Annotated in this window: 19 protein-coding genes; 11 read left to right on the top strand and 8 right to left on the bottom strand. The window is 64.6% G+C overall.

Going from position 1 to position 20,639, the window contains the following annotated elements:
- Positions 1–81 precede the first annotated feature (81 nt).
- From B0G69_RS09105 to B0G69_RS09085, 5 genes are all read left to right on the top strand, one after another.
- Positions 82–945 carry a carbon-nitrogen hydrolase family protein gene (locus B0G69_RS09105; protein WP_199731163.1) on the top strand — a complete coding sequence of 288 codons (864 nt, stop codon included), beginning with the start codon at positions 82–84 and terminating at the stop codon, positions 943–945.
- Positions 946–1,027: 82 nt separating this feature from the next.
- Complete coding sequence (gene tldD / locus B0G69_RS09100; RefSeq protein WP_121316579.1) at positions 1,028–2,494, top strand: metalloprotease TldD; 1,467 nt, start codon at positions 1,028–1,030, stop codon at positions 2,492–2,494.
- Between the two features lie 417 nt (positions 2,495–2,911).
- Positions 2,912–3,985: a 3-deoxy-7-phosphoheptulonate synthase AroG gene (aroG, locus tag B0G69_RS09095; RefSeq protein WP_121316578.1), complete on the top strand. Its 1,074-nt coding sequence runs from the start codon at positions 2,912–2,914 to the stop codon at positions 3,983–3,985.
- Positions 3,986–4,178: 193 nt separating this feature from the next.
- On the top strand, positions 4,179–4,517 hold the full coding sequence (locus tag B0G69_RS09090) for a type II toxin-antitoxin system RelE/ParE family toxin (protein WP_121316577.1): 339 nt from the start codon (positions 4,179–4,181) through the stop codon (positions 4,515–4,517).
- A 3-nt stretch (positions 4,518–4,520) separates the two neighbouring features.
- Positions 4,521–4,853: an XRE family transcriptional regulator gene (locus B0G69_RS09085; RefSeq protein ID WP_121316576.1), complete on the top strand. Its 333-nt coding sequence runs from the start codon at positions 4,521–4,523 to the stop codon at positions 4,851–4,853.
- A 21-nt stretch (positions 4,854–4,874) separates the two neighbouring features.
- Here the strand turns inward: B0G69_RS09085 and B0G69_RS09080 are convergent, their stop codons facing one another.
- Complete coding sequence (locus B0G69_RS09080) at positions 4,875–5,429, bottom strand: cob(I)yrinic acid a,c-diamide adenosyltransferase (protein WP_121319248.1); 555 nt, start codon at positions 5,427–5,429, stop codon at positions 4,875–4,877.
- A gap of 371 nt (positions 5,430–5,800) precedes the next feature.
- Here B0G69_RS09080 and B0G69_RS09075 point away from each other — a divergent pair, with 371 nt between their 5' ends.
- The 6 genes from B0G69_RS09075 (at position 5,801) to proC (ending at position 12,890) form a co-directional block, all read left to right on the top strand.
- Complete coding sequence (locus B0G69_RS09075; RefSeq protein WP_121316575.1) at positions 5,801–7,216, top strand: FAD-linked oxidase C-terminal domain-containing protein; 1,416 nt, start codon at positions 5,801–5,803, stop codon at positions 7,214–7,216.
- A 116-nt stretch (positions 7,217–7,332) separates the two neighbouring features.
- On the top strand, positions 7,333–8,826 hold the full coding sequence (locus B0G69_RS09070; RefSeq protein WP_121316574.1) for an FAD-linked oxidase C-terminal domain-containing protein: 1,494 nt from the start codon (positions 7,333–7,335) through the stop codon (positions 8,824–8,826).
- A gap of 139 nt (positions 8,827–8,965) precedes the next feature.
- Entirely contained in the window at positions 8,966–10,054 is a 1,089-nt protein-coding gene (glcE, locus tag B0G69_RS09065; protein WP_121316573.1) for a glycolate oxidase subunit GlcE, read from the top strand.
- A gap of 8 nt (positions 10,055–10,062) precedes the next feature.
- A complete protein-coding gene (gene glcF / locus B0G69_RS09060; protein WP_121316572.1) occupies positions 10,063–11,289 on the top strand; it encodes a glycolate oxidase subunit GlcF in 1,227 nt (408 codons plus the stop codon).
- 39 nt (positions 11,290–11,328) lie between these two features.
- Positions 11,329–12,027, top strand: a complete 699-nt coding sequence (locus B0G69_RS09055; RefSeq protein ID WP_121316571.1) for a YggS family pyridoxal phosphate-dependent enzyme — start codon at positions 11,329–11,331, stop codon at positions 12,025–12,027.
- 47 nt (positions 12,028–12,074) lie between these two features.
- Entirely contained in the window at positions 12,075–12,890 is an 816-nt protein-coding gene (gene proC / locus B0G69_RS09050) for a pyrroline-5-carboxylate reductase (protein ID WP_121316570.1), read from the top strand.
- A 274-nt stretch (positions 12,891–13,164) separates the two neighbouring features.
- Here proC and ubiA read toward each other — a convergent pair whose 3' ends face one another.
- The 7 genes from ubiA to recG all read right to left on the bottom strand — a co-directional run bounded on the left by ubiA (position 13,165) and on the right by recG (position 20,548).
- The gene (ubiA, locus tag B0G69_RS09045) at positions 13,165–14,028 is read right to left on the bottom strand and encodes a 4-hydroxybenzoate octaprenyltransferase (protein ID WP_121316569.1); all 864 of its coding nucleotides are present in this window, start codon (positions 14,026–14,028) and stop codon (positions 13,165–13,167) included.
- A gap of 234 nt (positions 14,029–14,262) precedes the next feature.
- Positions 14,263–14,757: a Dps family protein gene (locus tag B0G69_RS09040; RefSeq protein WP_121316568.1), complete on the bottom strand. Its 495-nt coding sequence runs from the start codon at positions 14,755–14,757 to the stop codon at positions 14,263–14,265.
- A 153-nt stretch (positions 14,758–14,910) separates the two neighbouring features.
- Entirely contained in the window at positions 14,911–15,084 is a 174-nt protein-coding gene (locus B0G69_RS41345) for a hypothetical protein (RefSeq protein ID WP_199731162.1), read from the bottom strand.
- Between the two features lie 81 nt (positions 15,085–15,165).
- Entirely contained in the window at positions 15,166–16,620 is a 1,455-nt protein-coding gene (locus B0G69_RS09030; RefSeq protein ID WP_121316566.1) for a catalase, read from the bottom strand.
- Positions 16,621–16,687: 67 nt separating this feature from the next.
- The gene (locus B0G69_RS40980) at positions 16,688–16,828 is read right to left on the bottom strand and encodes a hypothetical protein (RefSeq protein WP_158608928.1); all 141 of its coding nucleotides are present in this window, start codon (positions 16,826–16,828) and stop codon (positions 16,688–16,690) included.
- Between the two features lie 228 nt (positions 16,829–17,056).
- Complete coding sequence (locus tag B0G69_RS09025; RefSeq protein WP_121316565.1) at positions 17,057–18,016, bottom strand: LysR substrate-binding domain-containing protein; 960 nt, start codon at positions 18,014–18,016, stop codon at positions 17,057–17,059.
- A 129-nt stretch (positions 18,017–18,145) separates the two neighbouring features.
- Positions 18,146–20,548 carry an ATP-dependent DNA helicase RecG gene (gene recG / locus B0G69_RS09020; protein WP_121316564.1) on the bottom strand — a complete coding sequence of 801 codons (2,403 nt, stop codon included), beginning with the start codon at positions 20,546–20,548 and terminating at the stop codon, positions 18,146–18,148.
- Between the last annotated feature and the right edge of the window lie 91 nt (positions 20,549–20,639).

The following is a 20,639-nucleotide window of genomic DNA, read 5'->3' as shown; positions in this document are numbered from 1 at the left end:
GGCGGCCCCAGCCCGCCCTGAACGACGTAAGCGGCGCAGCGGTTCGCGCCGCCGCCTTGCCGGGAGTTTTCCGAAACGCTCATGAGCGAAACACACGTCCTTCCCCCCTCATCCACCGCGGCGTCCAGCGGTTCCCTGCCAAGCACCTTCCGGATCGCCGCGCTGCAGATGGTGAGCACGCCGGATCGCGAACGCAATCTGGCCGAAGCGCAGCGCCTGATCGCCGAAGCCGCCGCCGACGGCGCGCAACTCGTGCTGCTGCCCGAATACTTCTGCTTCATGGGCTTCAAGGACACCGACAAGCTGGCGGTACGCGAGCCCTACAAGGACGGCCCGATCCAGCGTTTCCTCGCCGATGCCGCCCGCCGCCACCAGATCTGGCTGATCGGCGGTACGCTGCCGATCACCGCGCCGGAAGCATCGCGCGTACTGAACACCACGCTGGTGTTCGACCCGCAAGGCAACGAAGCCGCGCGCTACGACAAGATTCATCTGTTCAACTTCGAGAAGGGCGAAGAATCGTTCGACGAGGCGCGCACCATCTGCCCCGGCGGCGAGGTCCGCAGCTTCGAGGCGCCGTTCGGCCGCGTGGGCCTGTCGGTCTGCTACGATCTGCGCTTTCCGGAGCTGTACCGGCGCATGGGCGATTGCGCGCTGATCGTGGTGCCATCCGCCTTTACCTACACCACCGGGCGCGCGCATTGGGAAACGCTGCTGCGCGCCCGGGCGGTCGAAAACCAGTGTTACGTGCTGGCCGCGGCGCAAGGCGGCAAACATGAGAACGGCCGCCGCACCTGGGGCCACAGCATGCTGATCGACCCATGGGGCGACATCATCGCGGTGCGCGACGAAGGCGCCGGCGTGGTCGCCGGCAATCTCGAGCGTGCGCGCATCGAAGAAGTGCGGCAGAGCTTGCCCGCCTGGCGTCATCGTGTGCTCAGTTGAAACGACATTGAAACTGCGGCGCCCGTCACTCATATGGTGGCTCCGGCGCTAACCGACTCCTATCGAGCAGAACATACTTCGCATGAACATCATCGAACCCGGTATCCGTAATCTCGCCACCGCCAAGGACATCCTCCTGACGCCCTACGGTCTCGACGAATCCCTGCTCACCCGCACGCTCGCCGAAATCTTCACGCACAAGATCGATTACGCGGACCTGTACTTCCAGTACACGCGCAGCGAAGCGTGGAGTCTCGAAGAAGGCATCGTGAAGTCGGGCAGCTTCAGCATCGACCAGGGCGTCGGCGTGCGCGCCGTGTCGGGCGACCGCACCGCTTTCGCGTACTCGGACGACCTGTCGCCTGAAGCGATTCGTCAGGCGGCGCTCGCCACCCGCTCGATTGCCAAGGCGGGTGGCGGCAAGCAGAAGATCAAGGTAGCTACGTCGCTGACCGGCATCGCCGGACGCGACTTGTACCTGCCGTCCGATCCGCTCCATTCGCTCGACGCGACCGCCAAGGTCAAGCTGCTCGAGCGCATCGAACAGATGGCGCGCGGCCGCGATCCGCGCATCCAGCAGGTGATGGCGGGCCTCGCCGGCGAATACGACGTGGTGCTGGTCGCGCGCAGCGACGGCGGCTTCGCGGCCGACATCCGGCCGCTCGTGCGCGTGTCGGTCACGGTGATCGCCGAGCAGAACGGCCGCCGCGAAATCGGCAGCGGCGGCGGCGGCGGGCGTTTCGATTACGGCTATTTCACCGACGAAGTGCTGTCGCGCTACGTCGACGACGCGGTGCATGCGGCGCTGGTCAACCTCGACGCGCGTCCGGCGCCGGCCGGCGCGATGACCGTCGTGCTCGGACCCGGCTGGCCCGGCGTGCTGCTGCACGAAGCGATCGGCCACGGCCTCGAGGGCGACTTCAACCGCAAGGGCTCGTCGGCATTCGCGGGACGTATCGGCGAACAGGTTGCCGCCAAGGGCGTGACCGTGGTCGACGACGGCACGCTGCCGAATCGCCGCGGCTCGCTCAATATCGACGACGAAGGCAACCCGACCCAGTGCACGACGCTGATCGAGGACGGCATCCTGAAGGGCTACATCCAGGACACGCTGAACGCGCGGCTAATGAAGATGCCGGTCACCGGCAACGCGCGCCGCGAATCGTACGCGGCGCTGCCGATGCCGCGCATGACCAACACGTACATGCTCAACGGCGACAAGGACCCGCAGGAAATTCTCGCGTCGGTGAAGAACGGCTTGTACGCGGTGAACTTCGGCGGCGGCCAGGTCGACATCACGAACGGCAAGTTCGTGTTCTCGGCCTCTGAGGCGTACATGATCGAAAACGGCAAGATCACGTACCCGGTCAAGGGTGCGACGCTGATCGGCAGCGGTCCGGAATCGCTGAAGTACGTCAGCATGATCGGCAACGACATGAAGCTCGATTCGGGCGTCGGCGTGTGCGGCAAGGAAGGCCAGAGCGTCCCGGTGGGCGTCGGCCAGCCGACGCTGCGCATTGACCGGATGACGGTGGGCGGCACGGCCTGATTCTGCGGAAAACGCATACTTCGTGCATGCAATGGGCGAAGTATGCGGGTTTCCCGCATTTTTACACCCCTATGCTTGTCAGCCGAGCTTGAGCGGGTTATAAAGTCACTCACCCTTTTTGACCAGCCACCTCATTTCGCCATGTCCGCCAAGTTTTACTTTTACTTTTTTTGGTATCTCAGACCGCTGGCGGATCGAGAGGGGTGTTAGTGCACGCAGGACACCGAGAATTCCCGAAAACCGCCAGCTAAGCCTGGCGGTTTTTTTTTCGCCTCATACATCTGCAACCGCAGTTGAAATCGCATCTAGAACTTTGTCGTTGAACATTTTTTGATTGTGGTCCGCTCTGGCATCGCTGCCTCATCACAGCCTTCGTTGCCCGCGCGAACACGCTACGAACCGATTCAGGAGAACAACATGCCCCCGCACAACACCGACGATGTCCGCATTCGCGAATTGAAAGAACTCACGCCACCCGCTCACCTGATCCGCGAATTCGCCTGCGACGAAACGGTGTCCGACGTGATCTACAACTCGCGCAACGCGATGCATCGGATTCTGCATGGCATGGAAGACCGGCTGATCGTGATCATCGGCCCGTGCTCGATTCACGATCCGAAGGCGGCGATGGAATACGCCGGACGCCTGATCGAGCAGCGCAAGCGCTTCGCCGGCGAACTCGAAATCGTGATGCGCGTGTACTTTGAAAAGCCGCGCACGACGGTCGGCTGGAAGGGTCTCATCAACGACCCGCATATGGACAACAGCTTCAAGATCAACGACGGCCTGCGCGCCGCGCGCGAACTGCTATTGCGCATCAACGAACTGGGCCTGCCGGCCGGCACCGAATACCTCGACATGATCAGCCCGCAATACATCGCCGATCTGATCTCGTGGGGAGCGATCGGCGCGCGCACCACCGAGTCGCAGGTGCATCGCGAACTCGCCTCGGGACTGTCGTGCCCGGTCGGCTTCAAGAACGGCACGGACGGCAACGTCAAGATCGCGGTCGACGCGATCAAGGCCGCCTCGCAGCCGCACCATTTCCTTTCGGTCACCAAGGGTGGTCACTCGGCGATCGTGTCGACGGCCGGCAATGAGGACTGCCACATCATCCTGCGCGGCGGCAAGACGCCGAACTACGATGCGGACAGCGTCAACGCGGCTTGCGCGGACATCAGCAAGGCCGGTCTCGCAGCACGCCTGATGATCGACGCGAGCCACGCAAACAGTTCGAAGAAGCACGAGAACCAGATTCCGGTGTGCGCGGATATCGGCCGCCAGATTGCTTCGGGCGACGAACGGATTGTCGGCGTGATGGTGGAGTCGCACCTGGTGGCAGGCCGCCAGGATCTGCAGGAAGGTTGCGCACTGACGTACGGCCAGAGCATCACCGATGCGTGCATCGGCTGGGACGAAAGCGTCGCAGTGCTCGAAGGTCTCGCCGAAGCGGTCAAGCAACGGCGCGTTGCGCGCGGCAGCGGCAACTAAAGCGCTGCCACGCTGCCACGCTGCCTTCAGGCAGATCCGTAGAAAGCCCGGCTCGTCGAGCCGGGCTTTTTTTGGCCGAACGGCCGAATGGTGCTTCATATTCCGCCTCTGTACCGTAACAGCTCATCGCCGGTCGCGGACGACTTGACCGGGTGGGATGTTGCGTATAAAATTTTGTACAGAAAAGGCGGTTATGGAGCAGGAAAAAGAAATTCGCTGGTTGGGTTCCAGCTACCGCGATTTACTCGCCTTTCCCGAAGAACCACGTCGTCGCGCGGGATTCCAGCTCGGCAAGATCCAGGCGGGACTCGACCCGGACGACTGGAAGCCGTTCGACTCGATCGGCGCCGGAACTCGCGAAATCCGCATCAGGGATCCTGACGGCATTTTTCGCGTGATGTATGTGACCAAGTACGTCGAAGCGCTGTATGTGCTGCATTGCTTCCAGAAGAAAACGCAGAAGCTGGAGCCGCATGACAGGAAGATTGCCGAGACGCGATACCGCGCCATCATCAACAATAGGAAAACTTAACAAATGACGATCGACACGAAAATTCGTCACGTGACGCGGCCCGGTGCGAATCTGTTCCTCGAACTGGGCTTTTCCGCCGACGAGGCGAAGCGCCTGCACACCGCATCGCAAAAGCAGATCAACGACACGCGGCTGCTGAAAGAGCAATTGATGACCGAACTCTCCAGCTGGATCGAACAACACCATCTGAAGCAAGCTGAGGCCGCCGAGATTCTGATGGTGTCGCGTCCGCGTGTATCCGACGTGGTCAACAAGAAAACCACCAAGTTCACCATCGACACGCTGGTCGAAATGATGAGCCGCATCGGCAAGCCGGTTACGCTGGCCGTCGGCTAACGCGTGCCGCTTGTCCGCACGCTAGCCCGCGTTGCGATCGTGCTGCCACAGCACGTCGGTGCCGCCGTCAGCGCGATTGAGCACGCGCGCGAGCACGAACAGCAAGTCCGATAGCCGGTTCACGTACTGACGCGGCGCCGCGTTGATTGGCTCGTCTTCTCCCAATGCCACGATCGCCCGCTCGGCGCGGCGGCAGACGGTACGGCACACATGCGCAAGCGCCGCCGAGCGCGAGCCGCCCGGCAGAATGAACTCCTTCAGCGGCGGCAATGCCGCGTTGTAATCGGCGAGCCAGCCGTCGAGTTGGGCGAGATGCCGGTCGGTGATCATCGTGTGGCCGGGAATGCAGAGTTCGCCGCCGAGATCGAACAGATCATGCTGGATCGCGATCAGCGCCGCGCGCACCGTGTCAGGCAGCGTTTCGCACAACAGCACACCGAGGTTCGAATTGAGTTCGTCGACGTCGCCAATCGCGGCAATGCGCGCGCTGTCCTTACGTACGCGGCGACCGTCGCCCAGTCCGGTGGTACCGTCGTCGCCCGTGCGGGTCGCGATCTTGCTCAAGCGGTTGCCCATGATGTCTCCCATCCATTCAGTGACGATGCGTCCATGCAAACGGCACGGTTCAGCGCAAAACGGCCGGCTGGCCATCGCGTTTATCCATATTGCGCGCATCGTGAAGTCGCCGCCATTATAGAAGCCGTGGGCGTCCTGACGCCGGCCGGCGGGCGATCGGCGTAAAATGAAATAGCTGCTGCAAACAAGCTGTACACGAAAATTTCAGCGATCGTTTTTCATGGGAGCGGAGTCGGTGCTTTGCGCTAACTCCGGTCGACTGCGTTGCATGGGACCGGACTAAGCGCTAAAGCGCTAACTCCGGTCGACCGCGTTGCATGGGACCGGAGTAAGCGCTAAAGCGCTAACTCCGGTCGACACAGGAGACATGCGTGAATCATCCCGTACCGCCGGCCCCGCTGCGCCGGCCTTTTCCCGCCGAGCTGCTCGACGCGCTCAAAGCGACCTTCAGCGAGCGCGTATCGGTTGCCGAAGCCGTGCGTGCCCACCACGGCCGCGACGAATCGCCGTTCGACCCCCAACTGCCTGACGCCGTCGTGTTCGCGCGCACGACCGAAGACGTGCAAGCCGTCGTCAAACTGTGCGGCCAGTACAACGTGCCGATCATTCCATACGGCAACGGTTCATCGCTCGAAGGACATCTGCTCGCCGTCCAAGGCGGCGTGTCGATCGATCTGTCGGAAATGAACCGCGTGCTGTCGATCAACGCCGAAGACCTCACCGTCACCGTCGAGCCCGGCATTTCGCGCAAGCAGTTGAACGAAGCGCTGCGCGACACCGGCCTGTTCTTTCCGATCGACCCGGGCGCGGACGCGAGCATCGGCGGCATGTCGGCCACGCGCGCGTCGGGCACGAACGCCGTGCGCTACGGCACGATGCGCGAGAACGTGCTCGGCCTGACCGTCGTGCTCGCCGATGGCCGCGTGATCAAGACCGGCACGCGGGCGCGCAAGTCGTCGGCGGGTTACGACCTGACGCGTCTGTTCGTCGGCTCGGAGGGCACGCTCGGCGTGATCACCGAAATCACCGTCCGCCTTTATCCGCAACCGGAAGCGGTCTCCGCCGCGGTATGCGCATTTGCGTCGATGGGCGATGCGGTGCGCGCGGTCATCGAAACGATCCAAATCGGTGTGCCGATCGCGCGCGTCGAGTTCGTCGACTCGCTCGCGATCCGCTCGATCAACCGCCATTCGAATCTGACACTGCGCGAGGCGCCCATGCTGTTCTTCGAATTTCACGGCACCGAGGCCGGTGTGAAGGAACAGGCCGAACTGGTCCAGGAGATCGCCGCGCAGAATGCTGGCGAAGGCTTCGAATGGGCGACGCGCCCGGAAGACCGCAGTCGTCTGTGGAACGCGCGTCACAACGCCTATTTCGCGATGCTGCAACTGAAGCCCGGCTGCCGCGCCGTCACGACCGACGTCTGCGTGCCGATCTCGCGTCTCGCAGAATGCGTGGTGGAAACGGAGCAGGATCTGAAAGCGTCGCCGCTGCCCTGCCCGATCGTCGGCCATGTCGGCGACGGCAACTTCCACGTCGCGATCCTGATCGACCCGAACAAGCCCGAAGAGCTCGCGGAAGCCGAGCGTCTGAACCATCGCATCGTGCAACGCGCGCTGCGCATGGACGGCACCTGCACCGGCGAGCACGGCGTCGGCCTGCACAAGATGGGCTTTCTGCTCGAAGAACACGGCGATGTCGCCGTCGATACGATGCGCTCGATCAAGCACGCACTCGATCCGCGCAACCTGATGAACCCGGGCAAGATTTTTTCCTGGGCAACCTAGCTATGGCATAGGCGTTGTCGGGCGCGGCCGCATTGCATTGGCCGCCGCGCCGGCGTCGAAACAAGGCAGCTCGAAACAAGAGCAAGTCTGGCGAAAGGCACGAGGAGACAAGTCACATGAACGCACCCGCTGAACTGACGCCTGAAGTACTCGCCCAGCGCCAGCGCGAAGTCGTGCAGGCGCTGATGGCCGTGTTGCCGACCCACTGTCTGCTGTATCGCGAGGAAGACACCGTCGCCTATGAATGCGACGGCCTCGCCGCGTACCGGCGTCTGCCGCTCGCGGTCGCGTTGCCGGAGACGGAATCGCAGGTGCAGCGCATCGTGCAGATCTGCCACCGGCTCGACGTGCCGATCGTGCCGCGCGGCGCGGGCACCGGCCTGTCCGGCGGCGCGATGCCGATCCGTCATGGCGTCGTGGTGTCGCTTGCGCGCTTCAGGAAAATCGTCGAAGTCGATTCATACGCGCGAACCGCCACGGTGCAACCGGGCGTGCGCAATCTGTCGATCTCCGAAGCCGCGGCGCCGTACGGCCTGTACTACGCGCCCGACCCGTCGTCGCAGATCGCCTGCACGATCGGCGGCAACGTCTCGGAGAATTCCGGCGGCGTGCATTGCCTCAAGTACGGCCTCACCGTGCACAACGTGCTGCGCGTGCGCGCGGTGACGATGGAAGGCGAGATCGTCGAATTCGGCTCGCTCGCGCCGGACGCGCCCGGACTCGATCTGCTCGCGGTGCTGATCGGCAGCGAGGGCATGTTCGCGATCGTCACCGAAGTCACCGTCAAGCTGATCCCGAAGCCGCAAACGGCGCAGGTCATCATGGCGAGTTTCGACGACGTCGTGAAAGGCGGCGAAGCGGTCGCCTGCATTATCGCGGCGGGCATCATTCCGGCGGGCCTCGAAATGATGGACAAACCGGCCACGCGCGCCGTCGAAGAGTTCGTCAAAGCCGGCTACGATCTCGACGCGGCGGCGATCCTGCTGTGCGAGTCGGACGGCACGCCCGAAGAGGTCGCCGACGAAATCGTGCGCATGACCGCGGTGCTGCGCGAACAGGGCGCGACGCGCATCCAGATTTCGCGCTCCGAGGCGGAGCGGCTACGCTTCTGGTCCGGCCGCAAGAACGCGTTTCCGGCCGCGGGCCGCATCTCCCCGGACTACTACTGCATGGACGGCACCGTGCCGCGCCGCAGTATCGGGCCGCTGCTCGCGCGCATCGAAGCGATGGAGCAAACCTACCGCCTGCGCTGCATCAACGTCTTCCACGCGGGCGACGGCAACATGCATCCGCTGATCCTCTTCAACGGCAACGACCAGGACGAGTGGCACCGCGCCGAGGCGTTCGGGTCCGACATCCTCGAAGCGTGCGTCGAACTGGGCGGCACGGTGACGGGCGAGCATGGCGTCGGCATCGAGAAGATCAATTCGATGTGCGTGCAGTTTTCGCCCGAAGAGCGCGACACGTTCCACGCGGTCAAGCGCGCTTTCGACGCGCCCGGTCTGCTCAACCCGGACAAGGGCATTCCCACGCGAGCGCGCTGCGCCGAATACGGCAAGATGCACGTGCGCGGCGGCTTGCTGCCTCACCCTGAGCTGCCGCGCTTCTAGCAGTAAGCAGGCGCATGGCCACGCCGCTGCGGCGGCGCTTCCCGGTCCTCGACCCTGATTACCCGATGCGGGTCCGCTCCTGGTTGCCAGCGAGCCCCCGCCCGGTACAATCAAACGAAACACAACGAAGCAGGACACCATGGAAGAGGACGACATCGTCGCCGTATGGTCGGAACGCGTGCGTTCGGCCAGCGCCGAGGGACGCGCGTTGCGCATCCGTGGCGGCGGGACCAAAGACTGGTATGGTCAGACGCTGGAAGGTGACATCCTCGACACGCGCGCTTATCGCGGCATCATCGCGTACGATCCAGCGGAGCTGGTCGTCACCGCCCGCGCGGGCACGCCCCTGCTGGAGATCGAAGCCGCGCTCGCCGAGCACGATCAGATGCTCGCCTTCGAGCCGCCGCACTTCGGCCCGCAGGCCACCTTCGGCGGCTGCATCGCGGCCGGCATCGCCGGGCCGCGCCGCCCTGCCGCAGGCGCGGCGCGCGACTTCGTGCTCGGCGCGGTCATCATGAACGGTCAGGGCCAGAAACTCCATTTCGGCGGCCAGGTGGTGAAAAACGTCGCTGGTTACGACGTTTCGCGTCTGATGGCCGGCTCGCTCGGCACGCTCGGCCTGATCCTCGAATTGTCGATCAAGGTGCTGCCGCTGCCGCAGGCCGAAGCCACGCTCAAGTTCGACATGAACGGCACCGACGCGGTCCGTAAGCTGAACGAATGGGGCGGCCGCCCGCTGCCGATCACCGCGAGCGCATGGCGTCACGGCACGCTCGCCGTGCGCCTCGCGGGCGCCGAAGCGGCGGTCAAGTCGGCGCGCACGTCGCTCGGCGGCGAAGTCGTCGATGCGGTCGAAGCGGAGCGTTTCTGGGCCGGCCTGCGCGAGCAGACCGACTCGTTCTTCGCGGCCATTCCGCCGAAGGCCGCGCTTTGGCGTCTCGCGCTGCCGTCGATCACCGAACCTTTGCAACTGCCCGGCGCGCAACTGATGGAATGGGGCGGCGGCCAGCGCTGGTGGATCACCGACACCGACGCGCAAACCGTGCGTATCAGCGCGAAACAGGCCGGCGGTCATGCCACGATCTTCCGCACCGGCTACGGTTACGACCGCAGCGCCGGTGTGTTCACGCCGCTGCCCGCGCCGCTGATGAAAATCCATCGCGGCCTGAAAAGCGCTTTCGACCCGGCCCGCATCTTCAATCGCGGCCGTCTCTACCCCGACTTCTGAGCGACGCGATGCAAACCAACCTCGCGGACTTCATTCGCAATACGCCCGATGGCGACGAAGCCGATGCCATCCTGCGCAATTGCGTACATTGTGGTTTCTGCACGGCCACCTGCCCGACCTACCAGTTGCTCGGCGACGAACTCGATGGGCCGCGCGGGCGCATCTATCTGATCAAGCAGATGGTCGAAGGCGCGCCGGTCACGCGCAGTACCCAGCTTCACCTCGACCGGTGCCTGACCTGCCGCAACTGCGAATCGACCTGCCCGTCCGGCGTGCAATACGGCCGGCTGGTGGAAATCGGCCGCAAGCTCACCGAAGAAAAAGTCACGCGCCCGCTCGGTCAGCGGATGCTGCGCCGGGTGCTCGCGAGCGTCGTGCCGAACAGCGCGGTCTTCACGCCGACCATGCGCCTGGGCCAGCACTTTCGCCGCGTGCTGCCGAAGAAACTGCGCGACAAGGTGCCCGCGCGGCAGCGACCGCTCGAATGGCCCACCGCGAAACATGAGCGCAAGATGCTGATGCTCGCGGGTTGCGTGCAACCGTCGATGATGCCGAACGTGAACATCGCCACGGCGCGCGTGCTCGATGCGCTTGGCGTCGAAACGGTGATCGCGCCCGACGCCGGCTGCTGCGGCGCGATCCGCCTGCATCTGGGCTACAACGACGAGGCGCTCGACGACCTGCGCGTCAATATCGACGCATGGTGGCCGTACGTCGAGCAGGGCGCGGAGGCGATCGTGATGAACGCGTCCGGCTGCGGCGCGACGGTCAAGGAATACGCGCACCTGCTGCGCCACGATCCGGCCTATGCGGAGAAGGCGCGCCGCATCGTCGAATTGACGCGCGACATTTCGGAGATCCTGCCCGAGTTCGAGCAAGCGCTCACCGCCGTCACGCGCCGCCGCTCGGTGCATACCGTGGCGTTTCATCCACCCTGCACGCTGCAGCATGGCCAGCAGGTGCGCGGCAAGGTCGAGCATCTGCTCACCGCGCTCGGCGTCGAAGTGCGTCTGCCCGTCGACAGTCATCTTTGCTGCGGCTCGGCCGGCACCTATTCGCTGACGCAGCCGAAGCTGTCGTACGCACTGCGCGATCAGAAGCTCGAACGGCTGCAGGCACTGGAGCCGCAGGTGATCGTGTCGGCGAACGTCGGCTGCATTGCGCATCTGCAAAGCGGCACATCGACGCCGGTCGCGCATTGGATCGAATTGGTCGAGCACATGCTGTCCGTATAATCGGGTCATCGCTTCTCGCTGAACCACCGGTTACGTTCCATGCCCGATCTGATTCACAACCTCGAAGCGGTGCGGGAGCGCATCGCCACGGCCGCGCACGCGGCAGGACGCGACGCGCGTTCGGTCATGCTGCTCGCGGTCTCGAAGACCTTCCCAGCCGAAGACGTGCGCGCGGCTCATGCGGCCGGCCAGCGCGTGTTCGGCGAGAACTACGTGCAGGAGGCTCTCGCCAAGATCGAGTCGCTCGCCGATCTGCGCGCGTCGCTCGAATGGCATTTCATCGGCCCCTTGCAATCGAACAAGACGCGGCCGGTCGCCGAGCATTTCGACTGGGTGCATTCGGTCGATCGCCTGAAGATCGCGCAGCGGCTGTCCGAGCAGCGCCCTGACAATCTGCCGCCGCTGAACGTGTGCCTGCAGGTCAACGTCAGCGGCGAGGCATCCAAGAGCGGCGTCGGCATTGCCGAGGCGGTCGAAGTCGCGCAGGCAATCGCCGCGCTGCCGAAACTGAATTTGCGCGGGCTGATGTCGATTCCCGAACCGGCGGGCGATATCGATGCGCAACGCGCGCCGCATCGCCAACTGCGCGAGTTGTTCGAGCGGCTGCGCGACGACGGACTCGAGCTCGACACGTTGTCGATGGGCATGTCGAGCGACCTTGAAGCAGCCGTGCTCGAAGGCGCGACAATCGTGCGAGTCGGCACCGCGATCTTCGGCGCGCGGGATTACGCTCACTGACCTTTCCGGGCCGTCCAGGCTCTTCACCGAAACTCATTCGGAATATCATGAAAATTGCTTTTATCGGCGGCGGCAACATGGCTGCGGCGTTGATCGGCGGCCTCATCAAGCGCGGCGTCGCGCCTGCGGACCTCTACGCGATCGATCCCAACGAAGACGCGCGCAAGCGCAATGAGCAGCAGTTCGGTATCCGCACCGGTGCGGGCGCAGACGCCGCGCTCGCAGCGTACGACGCCGTCGTGCTGGCGGTGAAACCGCAGATCGTGAAGAGCGTCGCTCAAGCGCTGGCGCCGCATCTGAAAGCGTCGCAACTGGCGATCAGCATCGTCGCGGGCATTCGCATGGGCGACATGTCGCGCTGGCTGAACGGCCACGGCCGCATCGTGCGCGTGATGCCGAATACGCCGGCGCTGATCGGCATGGGCGTGACGGGCCTCGTCGCGACTGGCAGCGTCGACGAAGCGGGTCGCGCGCTCGCGTCGCAGGTGCTCGGCGCGGTCGGCGAAACGGTCTGGTTCGACGACGAAGCGAAAATCGACGCCGTCACCGCGATTTCGGGCAGCGGTCCGGCCTACGTGTTCTATTTCATCGAAGCACTGCAGGAAGCCGCACGCCAACTCGGCATGGATGAAGCGCAGGGCCGCGCGCTGGCCGTCGCGACTTTCACCGGCGCGGCGCAACTGGCGGCGAATTCGGACGAGCCGCCGAGCGTGCTGCGCGAACGCGTGACCTCGAAGGGTGGCACGACCGCCGCGGCGCTGACGTCGTTCGACGCGAGCGGCATCAAGGACGCGATCGTGCGCGGCGCGCTCGCCGCCGATGCGCGCGCGAAGGAAATGGGCGAGGAGTTCGGCAAGCAGTAAGTGCGGGTGAGGGTAGTGCGTTGGCGGCGGCCTAGTGGGCTGCCGCGTTTGAGGAAGCTCTAGCGGCACCGTGGTTAGAGCCGCGATTGACCAACCTTTAGCGGCACCGTGGCGAGAACGAAGCACTGCGGAATTAAAACGACGCAGCGCTTCGCTCCACAACGCAGCCCGTTGCTACCAATCCGCTACAAGTCCACTGCGATTGCGCTGCAACTCTTCGCGGCGCACGCTCCACTCGGAGCCAAACCGCTGCCCTGCGGACGTGCAGCAAAAATCACAACGAAGCCACCGCATAATGCGCAGCAATCCCGGCAAACAGCGCGCCGCCCAGCCAGTTGTTATGCCGGAAAGCGGCGAAGCACGCCATCCGCTCGCGGTCGCGGATGAGCGTGTAGTGATAGACCGCGCAGGCCGCCGCCGCGGCCCAACCCACCCAGTACAGCGCGCCGAAGCCGAGCATCACACCGATGCCGACGTAGATGCCGAGCGTCACCGCATAGCACAGCATGATCGCGGCCACGTCGAAGCGGCCGAACGTGAGCGCCGACGTGCGGATGCCGATCTTGATGTCGTCGTCGCGATCGACCATCGCATATTCGGTGTCGTACGCGACCGACCAGAACACGTTGGCGAGCAGCATCACCCACGCGAGCATCGGCACGTGGCCCTGAATCGCGGCGAACGCCATCGGAATGCCGAAGCCGAACGCGATCCCGAGATACGCCTGCGGAATCGCGAAGAACCGCTTGGTGAACGGGTACGAACCGGCGACGAACAGCGCCGCTACCGAAAGCTCCCTGGTCAGCGTGTTCAGCGGCAAAATCAACAGAAACGCCAGCAGCGACAACCCGGCCGCCAGCGCCACCGCTTCCCACGCCTTGATCTTGCCCGACGTGATCGGCCGATTTTCGGTGCGCTTCACGTAGCGGTCGAAATCACGATCCGCATAGTCGTTGATCGCGCAGCCCGCCGAGCGCATCAGCACCGTGCCCACCGTGAAGATCACCAGCAGCGGCCAGGACGGATGTCCGTCGGACGCGATCCACAGCGCGTTGAGTGTCGGCCACAGCAGCAACAGGCTGCCGATCGGCTTGTCCATGCGCACGAGGCGCAGATACAGGGGAAGTCGGGCGAACATGGCGGAATCGGTGAAGTGGATGAAGTGCGCAAACGTTGCGGCTATTTTACGGGATGCGCGCGGGCGGCTGCTTTACGGGCGGGCGCGCTCCGAAACGCGAGGCCTTGCGCGCGGCTCGCTGAGCGGCACCGCAAAAAACAAAGCCTCCCGCGAAGGGAGGCTTTGTGCCGTCTCAGTGCAAACAGCGCAACGTCGGCGCCTGAGCGGAGCGGCTCGCTCGCGAGGCGGCGACGCTCAAGCGAGCATCGCGCGCAGCATCCACGCGGTCTTTTCGTGCGTTTGCATGCGTTGCGTCAGCAGGTCGGCGGTCGGCTCGTCGTTGGCGGCTTCCGTCGACGGGAAAATCGCGCGCGCGGTGCGCACCACGGCCTCCTGGCCTTCCACCAGCTGGCGGATCATTTCTTCCGCGGCCGGCACGCCGTCCGCTTCCGGAATCGACGACAGCTTCGCGAAATCCTTGTAGCTGCCCGGCGCATGCACGCCCAGCGCGCGGATCCGTTCAGCGATCGAATCGACTGCCAGCGCCAGTTCGTTGTATTGCGTTTCGAACATCAGATGCAGCGTGTTGAACATCGGACCCGTCACGTTCCAGTGGAAGTTGTGGGTCTTCAGGTACAGCGTGTAGGTGTCGGCGAGCAAACGCGACAGACCTTCTGCAATCTTCTTGCGATCCTTGTCGCTGATCCCGATATTGACGTGCTGTACGGCTGCGGCTTCTTTCTTGGCCATGACGACTCCTTCGAAGAGTGATACGAACCGGTCGGCAAAGTGACGGTTTGCGCAAGGCAAACGCGAAACATCGAACGCTCGACAGTTTAGCCTGGAAAACTGCTGCGTCCGCGTGACACATGGCCACTTGCCGCTTTGACGGGTTGACTGCGATCAACCGCCCAGCGTGTGTTGCAGCGCCTGCGCGACGAGCACCGCCCACCCGCTCGCGACGATCGCGAAACCGGCTGCCTTGCGCACGCCGAATGCCCGCGTGAGTGTCTGCCGCCGTTGCGCACCGCGTGCTGCCGGCGAGCCGCCAAGCGTGGCCATCATCATCTGAATCATGATCGTACTCCCGCGATTCGTATCGATACCAGCGGGACGCCGCTGCGCCCCGCTTTGCTGCATCGCTTCAACTACCGTTGCTTACTTCTTGACGCTTTCCGCCAGTTCGGCCAAAGCGGCGATCACGCCTTCCGCATAGGCCGGGTCGGCGCGGCGGAAATGCTCGATCTGACGCGCGACGATGTCCTGCGGCACACCATCGATGTGGCGCGCGATGTTGCCGAACAACCGCTGGCGCTGTGCCGCATCGAACAGCGCGAACAGCATGCCCGGCTGCGTGTAGTAGTCGTCGTCAGCGCGATGATCGTAGCGATCCACGGCGCCTGCCGCGAGCGGCGGCTCCGACGCGTTCGCGTCCTGCGCGAAGTCGCCGAAACGGTTCGGCTCGTAGTTCACGTTGCCGCCGAGATTGCCGTCCGTGCGCAGCGCGCCGTCGCGATGGAAAGAATGCGCGCTCGGCACGCGCGGCGCATTCACCGGAATCTGATGGTGATTGATGCCGAGGCGATAGCGCTGCGTGTCGCCATACGAGAACAGCCGCCCTTGCAACAGACGATCCGGCGAAAAGCCGATACCCGGCACCACGTTGGCCGGCGTGAATGCGGCTTGCTCGACGTCCGCGAAATAGTTTGCCGCGTTGCGGTTCAACTCGATCGTGCCGACGTCGATCAGCGGATAGTCCTTCTGCGACCACACCTTCGTGATGTCGAACGGATTGAAGCGATAGTTCGCCGCGTCCGCTTCCGGCATCACCTGAATCGCGAAGCGCCATGCCGGGAAGTTGCCCGCGTCGATGTTGCCGACCAGATCACGCTGCGCACTCTCGCGGTCCTGCGCAACCACTTGCGCGGCTTCCGCATCGGTGAAGTTCTCGATACCTTGCATCGACTTGAAGTGGAACTTGACCCAGAACCGCTCGTTATTCGCGTTGATGAACGAGTACGTGTGCGAACCGAAGCCGTGCATCTGCCGATAGTTCTTCGGAATGCCGCGGTCGCTCATCAGAATCGTCACCTGATGCAGCGACTCCGGATGACGCGACCAGAAGTCCCACGCGGCGACGTTGCTGCGCATGTTGGTGTACGGATCGCGCTTCTGCGTGTGGATGAAGTCCGGAAATTTCAGCGGATCGCGGATGAAGAACACCGGCGTGTTATTGCCGACCACGTCCCAGTTGCCCTCTTCGGTGTAGAACTTGATCGAGAAGCCGCGCACGTCGCGCTCGGCGTCGGCCGCGCCACGCTCGCCCGCCACCGTCGAAAAGCGCATGAAAAGCGGCGTTTCCTTGCCGAGCGCCGCGAACACCTTCGCCTTCGTGTAGCGCGAGATGTCGTGCGTGACCTTCAGCGTGCCGAATGCGCCCGAACCCTTGGCGTGAACGCGGCGCTCGGGAATCACTTCGCGGTCGAAGTGAGCGAGCTTTTCGAGCAGCCAGACGTCTTGCAGCACGACCGGACCGCGCGGGCCGGCGGTCATCGAATTCTGGTTGTCGGCGATCGGTGCGCCGGCAGCATGGGTGAGCTTGCGTTCGGACATGGGTAACTCCTGTGATTTTTCTTGAAAGAGAGCGGGCAGACGCGGCATGAATGCCGCAGCCGCTGCGTTAAGCGGACAAGGCCCGATCGACCAGCAACGACAACGCGACCGTGCGCATGCTCGGCGCCGAAGCTGTCGCGCGGACGGCGGCTGCGGCAGCCGGTTGGGCGACAAGCGCGTGAATTTGCTGCGAGTCCGGTTGCATCATGATTTCCTCCTGGGCCTTATCGGAAGGGATCGGGCGATCCATGGAGGAAACTATACCAATGCTATTAAAAATAGGTATTTGATTAATTTTATCTATTTGATAGGCGACACGCGGACCCGGGAAAGCGCGGGACTGCACTTCGAAAGATTGCGGCGCGCGCGAGGGCGTGCGCCGTGCCGAGGGTCGGCCACAGGCACCGACCGGCACAGAGAAGGAAGAGATGGAACGCTAGTTGACCGCGACCGGCAGATCGAGCTTCTTGACGCCCGGCAGATCGCAGGCGCTGATCGCATCGCAAATGGCGTCGATCGCGGGCATGCGCGTGAAGCTCTTGCGCCACGCGAGCACGACGCGGCGATCCGGCACGGGCTCGTCGAACGCGACATAGCTGAGCAGGCCCGCGTCGATGCCGCCCGCGTGCGGCTTGACCTCATGCACCGACATGCGCGGCAGCACGGTGATCCCGACGCCGCTCGCGACCATGTGTCGAATGGTCTCCAGCGACGACCCTTCGAAGGTCTTCTGGATGCCGTCCGCGTTCTGCGAAAAACGCATCAGTTCCGGGCACACGCCCAGCACGTGATCGCGGAAGCAGTGGCCGCTGCCGAGCAGCAGCATGGTTTCCTGCTTCAGGTCGTCGGCGTCGATTTTCTGCCGGTTTTCCCACGCGTGGCCCGACGGCAGCGCGACGACGAACGGCTCGTCGTACAGCGGGCGCAGCATCAAACCGGTTTCGGGAAACGGCAACGCCATGATGGCGACGTCGATTTCACCCTGCTTGAGCAGTTCGATCAGCTTGAGCGTGAAATTTTCCTGCAGCATCAAGGGCATCTGCGGGACGCGCTTGATCATCTGCTTGACGAGCGTGGGCAGCAGGTACGGCCCGATCGTATAGATCACGCCGAGCCGCAACGGTCCGACCAGCGGGTCCTTGCCCTGCTTGGCGATTTCCTTGATCGCGAGCGTCTGTTCGAGCACGCGCTGCGCCTGCGTGACGATCTGTTCGCCGATCGGCGTGACGCTGACCTCGCTGGTGCCGCGCTCGAAGATCTGCACATTCAGCTCGTCTTCGAGCTTCTTGATAGCGACCGACAACGTCGGCTGGCTGACGAAACACGCTTCGGCGGCCCGGCCGAAGTGCCGCTCGCGGGCAACCGCCACGATGTATTTCAATTCGGTGAGCGTCATTGGGGGACCAATCAGTGCAATGAATTCGATAGGTTCTAGTTATACACCCTATGGGGTCGGTTCGCCACCTCTTGTTTCGGGGCTGACGCACGAGTCGTGCAGCGGCTTTTCAACGACGTCAAACCCGTTTCACGCTTTCAGATAGTGCTCACGCGCCCCGAGCCACCGTGCCAGATGCTGCAACACCACCTCCGGATAGTGCTCGAGCAGCACCGCGGCGGCCTCGCGCGCGGGTTCGATCAGCCACTGGTCGTTTTCAAGGTCGGCGAACCGCAGCATCGCCGCGCCCGACTGGCGCGCGCCCAGGAACTCGCCCGGTCCGCGAATCTCGAGATCGCGCCGGGCGATCTCGAAGCCGTCCGTCGTTTCGCGCATGGTCTGCAGGCGCGCGCGCGCGGTCATCGACAACGGCCCGGTGTAAAGCAGGACGCACACCGACGCCGCACTGCCGCGCCCCACCCGTCCGCGTAGCTGGTGCAGCTGCGCGAGGCCGAAGCGCTCCGCATGCTCGATCACCATCAGCGACGCATTCGGCACGTCGACGCCCACTTCGATCACCGTTGTCGCGACCAGCAGCTGCACCTCGTTGCGGGTGAACGCGTCCATCACCGCAGCCTTCTCGGCGGGGGCGAGACGTCCATGCACGAGGCCGACCTTCAGCTCGGGCAGCGCGGCCACCAGTGTCTCGTAGGTCTCGACCGCGGTCTGCAATTGCAAGGTTTCGCTTTCCTCGATCAGCGGACACACCCAGTACACCTGACGCCCGCTCAGCGCCGCCTCGCGCACCCGGCCGATCACTTCCTCGCGCCGCGCGTCGGAGACGAGCTTGGTCAGGATCGGCGTGCGGCCCGGCGGCAATTCGTCGATGGTCGAGACGTCGAGGTCGGCGTAGTAGGTCATTGCGAGCGTGCGCGGAATCGGGGTCGCGGACATCATCAGTTGATGCGGCTGGAAGTCGCGCGCGCCGTCGGCGGCGTTGAGCGCCTTGGCGCGCAGCGCGAGCCGTTGCGCGACGCCGAAGCGGTGCTGCTCGTCGACGATCACGAGCCCGAGGCGGGCGAATTCCACCGCGTCCTGAATGATCGCGTGCGTGCCGATCACGAGTTGCGCGGTGCCGAGCGCGGCGGCTTCGATCGCGGCGCGCTTCTCTTTGGTCTTTAGACTGCCCGCCAGCCACGCGACGCTCACGCCGAGCGGCTCCAGCCAGCCGCGCAATTTGCGCGCGTGCTGTTCGGCGAGGATTTCGGTCGGCGCCATCAGCGCGGCCTGGTAGCCGGCGTCGATGGCCTGCGCGGCGGCCAGCGCGGCGACGATCGTCTTGCCGCTGCCGACGTCGCCTTGCAAGAGCCGCTGCATCGGATGCGGCTGGGTCAGATCGAGCGCGATCTCGCCGCCGACACGCTCCTGCGCCCTCGTCAGCGAAAATGGCAGGGCCTTCAGCAGTCGCGCCACCAAGGCCGACTCGTCGCCCTGCTTGCGGCGCGGCATGGCGGGCGCGGCCCGGGTGCGGCGCTCGTCGTGTGCGCGCTTGAGCGACATCTGCTGCGCGAGCAGCTCCTCGAACTTGATGCGCACCCACGCCGGATGCGTGCCGTCGATCAGCGCGGTCTCGTCGGACTGCACGCCGGGGTGATGCAGCGTGCGCACCGCATCCATCAGCGACGGCACGCCGAGCGGCTGGAGATGCGCCCGCGCGACCGGCTCGGGCAGCAACTCCGGCAACGACGTGCGCGACAAGGCGTTGTCGATCGCCTTGCGCAGATAGGCCTGCGTGACGCCCGCAGTGCTCGGGTAGACGGGCGTCAGCGCCTGCGGCAGCGGCGTGTCCTCGTCGACCACGCGCACCGCCGGATGCACCATCTCCATGCCGAAGAAGCCGCCGCGCACGTCGCCGCGCACCCGCAGCCGCGCGCCGATCGCCATCTGCTTGACCTGCGAGCCGTAGAAGTTCAGAAAGCGCAGGACGAGTTCGTCGCCGGCGTCGTCGTGCAGCTTTACCAGCAACTGACGGCGCGGGCGATAGGCGATCTCGTTGTCGAACACCACGCCTTCGGTTTGCGCTATGCCGCCAGGCAGCAGGTGGCCAATCGGCGTCAGCGAGGTTTCGTCCTCGTAGCGCATCGGCAGATGCAGCACGAGGTCGATCGCGCGCGTGAGGCCGAGTTTGGCGAGCTTGTCGGCGGTTTTGACGGGGGGTTTGGCGGTGCGTTTTTCCGCGCCTGCGTCGACGCCTTTCTCGGCGCCCCTCGCGGCGGCTTTGGCGGCGGCTTTGGCGGCGGACTTCGGCGTGGACTTGCCAGCGGGCTTGTCACCGAAGGGGCCGGCCGCGCCGAACGGCGCCGTCGCGCCGGCTGATCCTGCAGGCTTGTCGCCGGCCAGGCCCGCTTCCGGCGCGCCCTTTTCGCTCGCCGGCGTCGCGCCCGCCCCCACCTCGCTCGCCTGCTGCGCCGCGTTGCCTCGCGCGACGCGGCGCTTCGGTTCGGCGCTCACTTCGTCGGTAGCGGAGGGCAAACGGCGGTCGGACAAAGGCATGGGCTGCTTCGCAAGTACAATATCGGCTGTCAAAGGGTTCGCCGCCGACGGGGTTCACCGCAGGCGCGTGGGCTAGCGGGCCGCTCTGGCG

Origin of the sequence: Paraburkholderia sp. RAU2J, from assembly GCF_003634845.1 — a bacterium.
Taxonomy (GTDB): Bacteria; Pseudomonadota; Gammaproteobacteria; order Burkholderiales; family Burkholderiaceae; genus Paraburkholderia; species Paraburkholderia fynbosensis.
This window is presented reverse-complemented; position numbering and strand designations above follow the sequence as displayed.

Coding starts and splice junctions, on each gene's coding strand:
- glcE (WP_121316573.1), top strand. CDS start 8,966: ATGGAAGAGGACGACATCGTCGCCGTATGGTCGGAACGCGTGCGTTCG.
- tldD (WP_121316579.1), top strand. CDS start 1,028: ATGAACATCATCGAACCCGGTATCCGTAATCTCGCCACCGCCAAGGAC.
- B0G69_RS09030 (WP_121316566.1), bottom strand. CDS start 16,620: ATGTCCGAACGCAAGCTCACCCATGCTGCCGGCGCACCGATCGCCGAC.
- B0G69_RS09025 (WP_121316565.1), bottom strand. CDS start 18,016: ATGACGCTCACCGAATTGAAATACATCGTGGCGGTTGCCCGCGAGCGG.
- B0G69_RS09105 (WP_199731163.1), top strand. CDS start 82: ATGAGCGAAACACACGTCCTTCCCCCCTCATCCACCGCGGCGTCCAGC.
- proC (WP_121316570.1), top strand. CDS start 12,075: ATGAAAATTGCTTTTATCGGCGGCGGCAACATGGCTGCGGCGTTGATC.
- B0G69_RS09040 (WP_121316568.1), bottom strand. CDS start 14,757: ATGGCCAAGAAAGAAGCCGCAGCCGTACAGCACGTCAATATCGGGATC.
- B0G69_RS41345 (WP_199731162.1), bottom strand. CDS start 15,084: ATGATTCAGATGATGATGGCCACGCTTGGCGGCTCGCCGGCAGCACGC.
- B0G69_RS09070 (WP_121316574.1), top strand. CDS start 7,333: ATGAACGCACCCGCTGAACTGACGCCTGAAGTACTCGCCCAGCGCCAG.
- B0G69_RS09090 (WP_121316577.1), top strand. CDS start 4,179: ATGGAGCAGGAAAAAGAAATTCGCTGGTTGGGTTCCAGCTACCGCGAT.
- ubiA (WP_121316569.1), bottom strand. CDS start 14,028: ATGTTCGCCCGACTTCCCCTGTATCTGCGCCTCGTGCGCATGGACAAG.
- glcF (WP_121316572.1), top strand. CDS start 10,063: ATGCAAACCAACCTCGCGGACTTCATTCGCAATACGCCCGATGGCGAC.
- aroG (WP_121316578.1), top strand. CDS start 2,912: ATGCCCCCGCACAACACCGACGATGTCCGCATTCGCGAATTGAAAGAA.
- B0G69_RS09085 (WP_121316576.1), top strand. CDS start 4,521: ATGACGATCGACACGAAAATTCGTCACGTGACGCGGCCCGGTGCGAAT.
- B0G69_RS09055 (WP_121316571.1), top strand. CDS start 11,329: ATGCCCGATCTGATTCACAACCTCGAAGCGGTGCGGGAGCGCATCGCC.
- B0G69_RS09080 (WP_121319248.1), bottom strand. CDS start 5,429: ATGGGCAACCGCTTGAGCAAGATCGCGACCCGCACGGGCGACGACGGT.
- B0G69_RS40980 (WP_158608928.1), bottom strand. CDS start 16,828: ATGATGCAACCGGACTCGCAGCAAATTCACGCGCTTGTCGCCCAACCG.
- recG (WP_121316564.1), bottom strand. CDS start 20,548: ATGCCTTTGTCCGACCGCCGTTTGCCCTCCGCTACCGACGAAGTGAGC.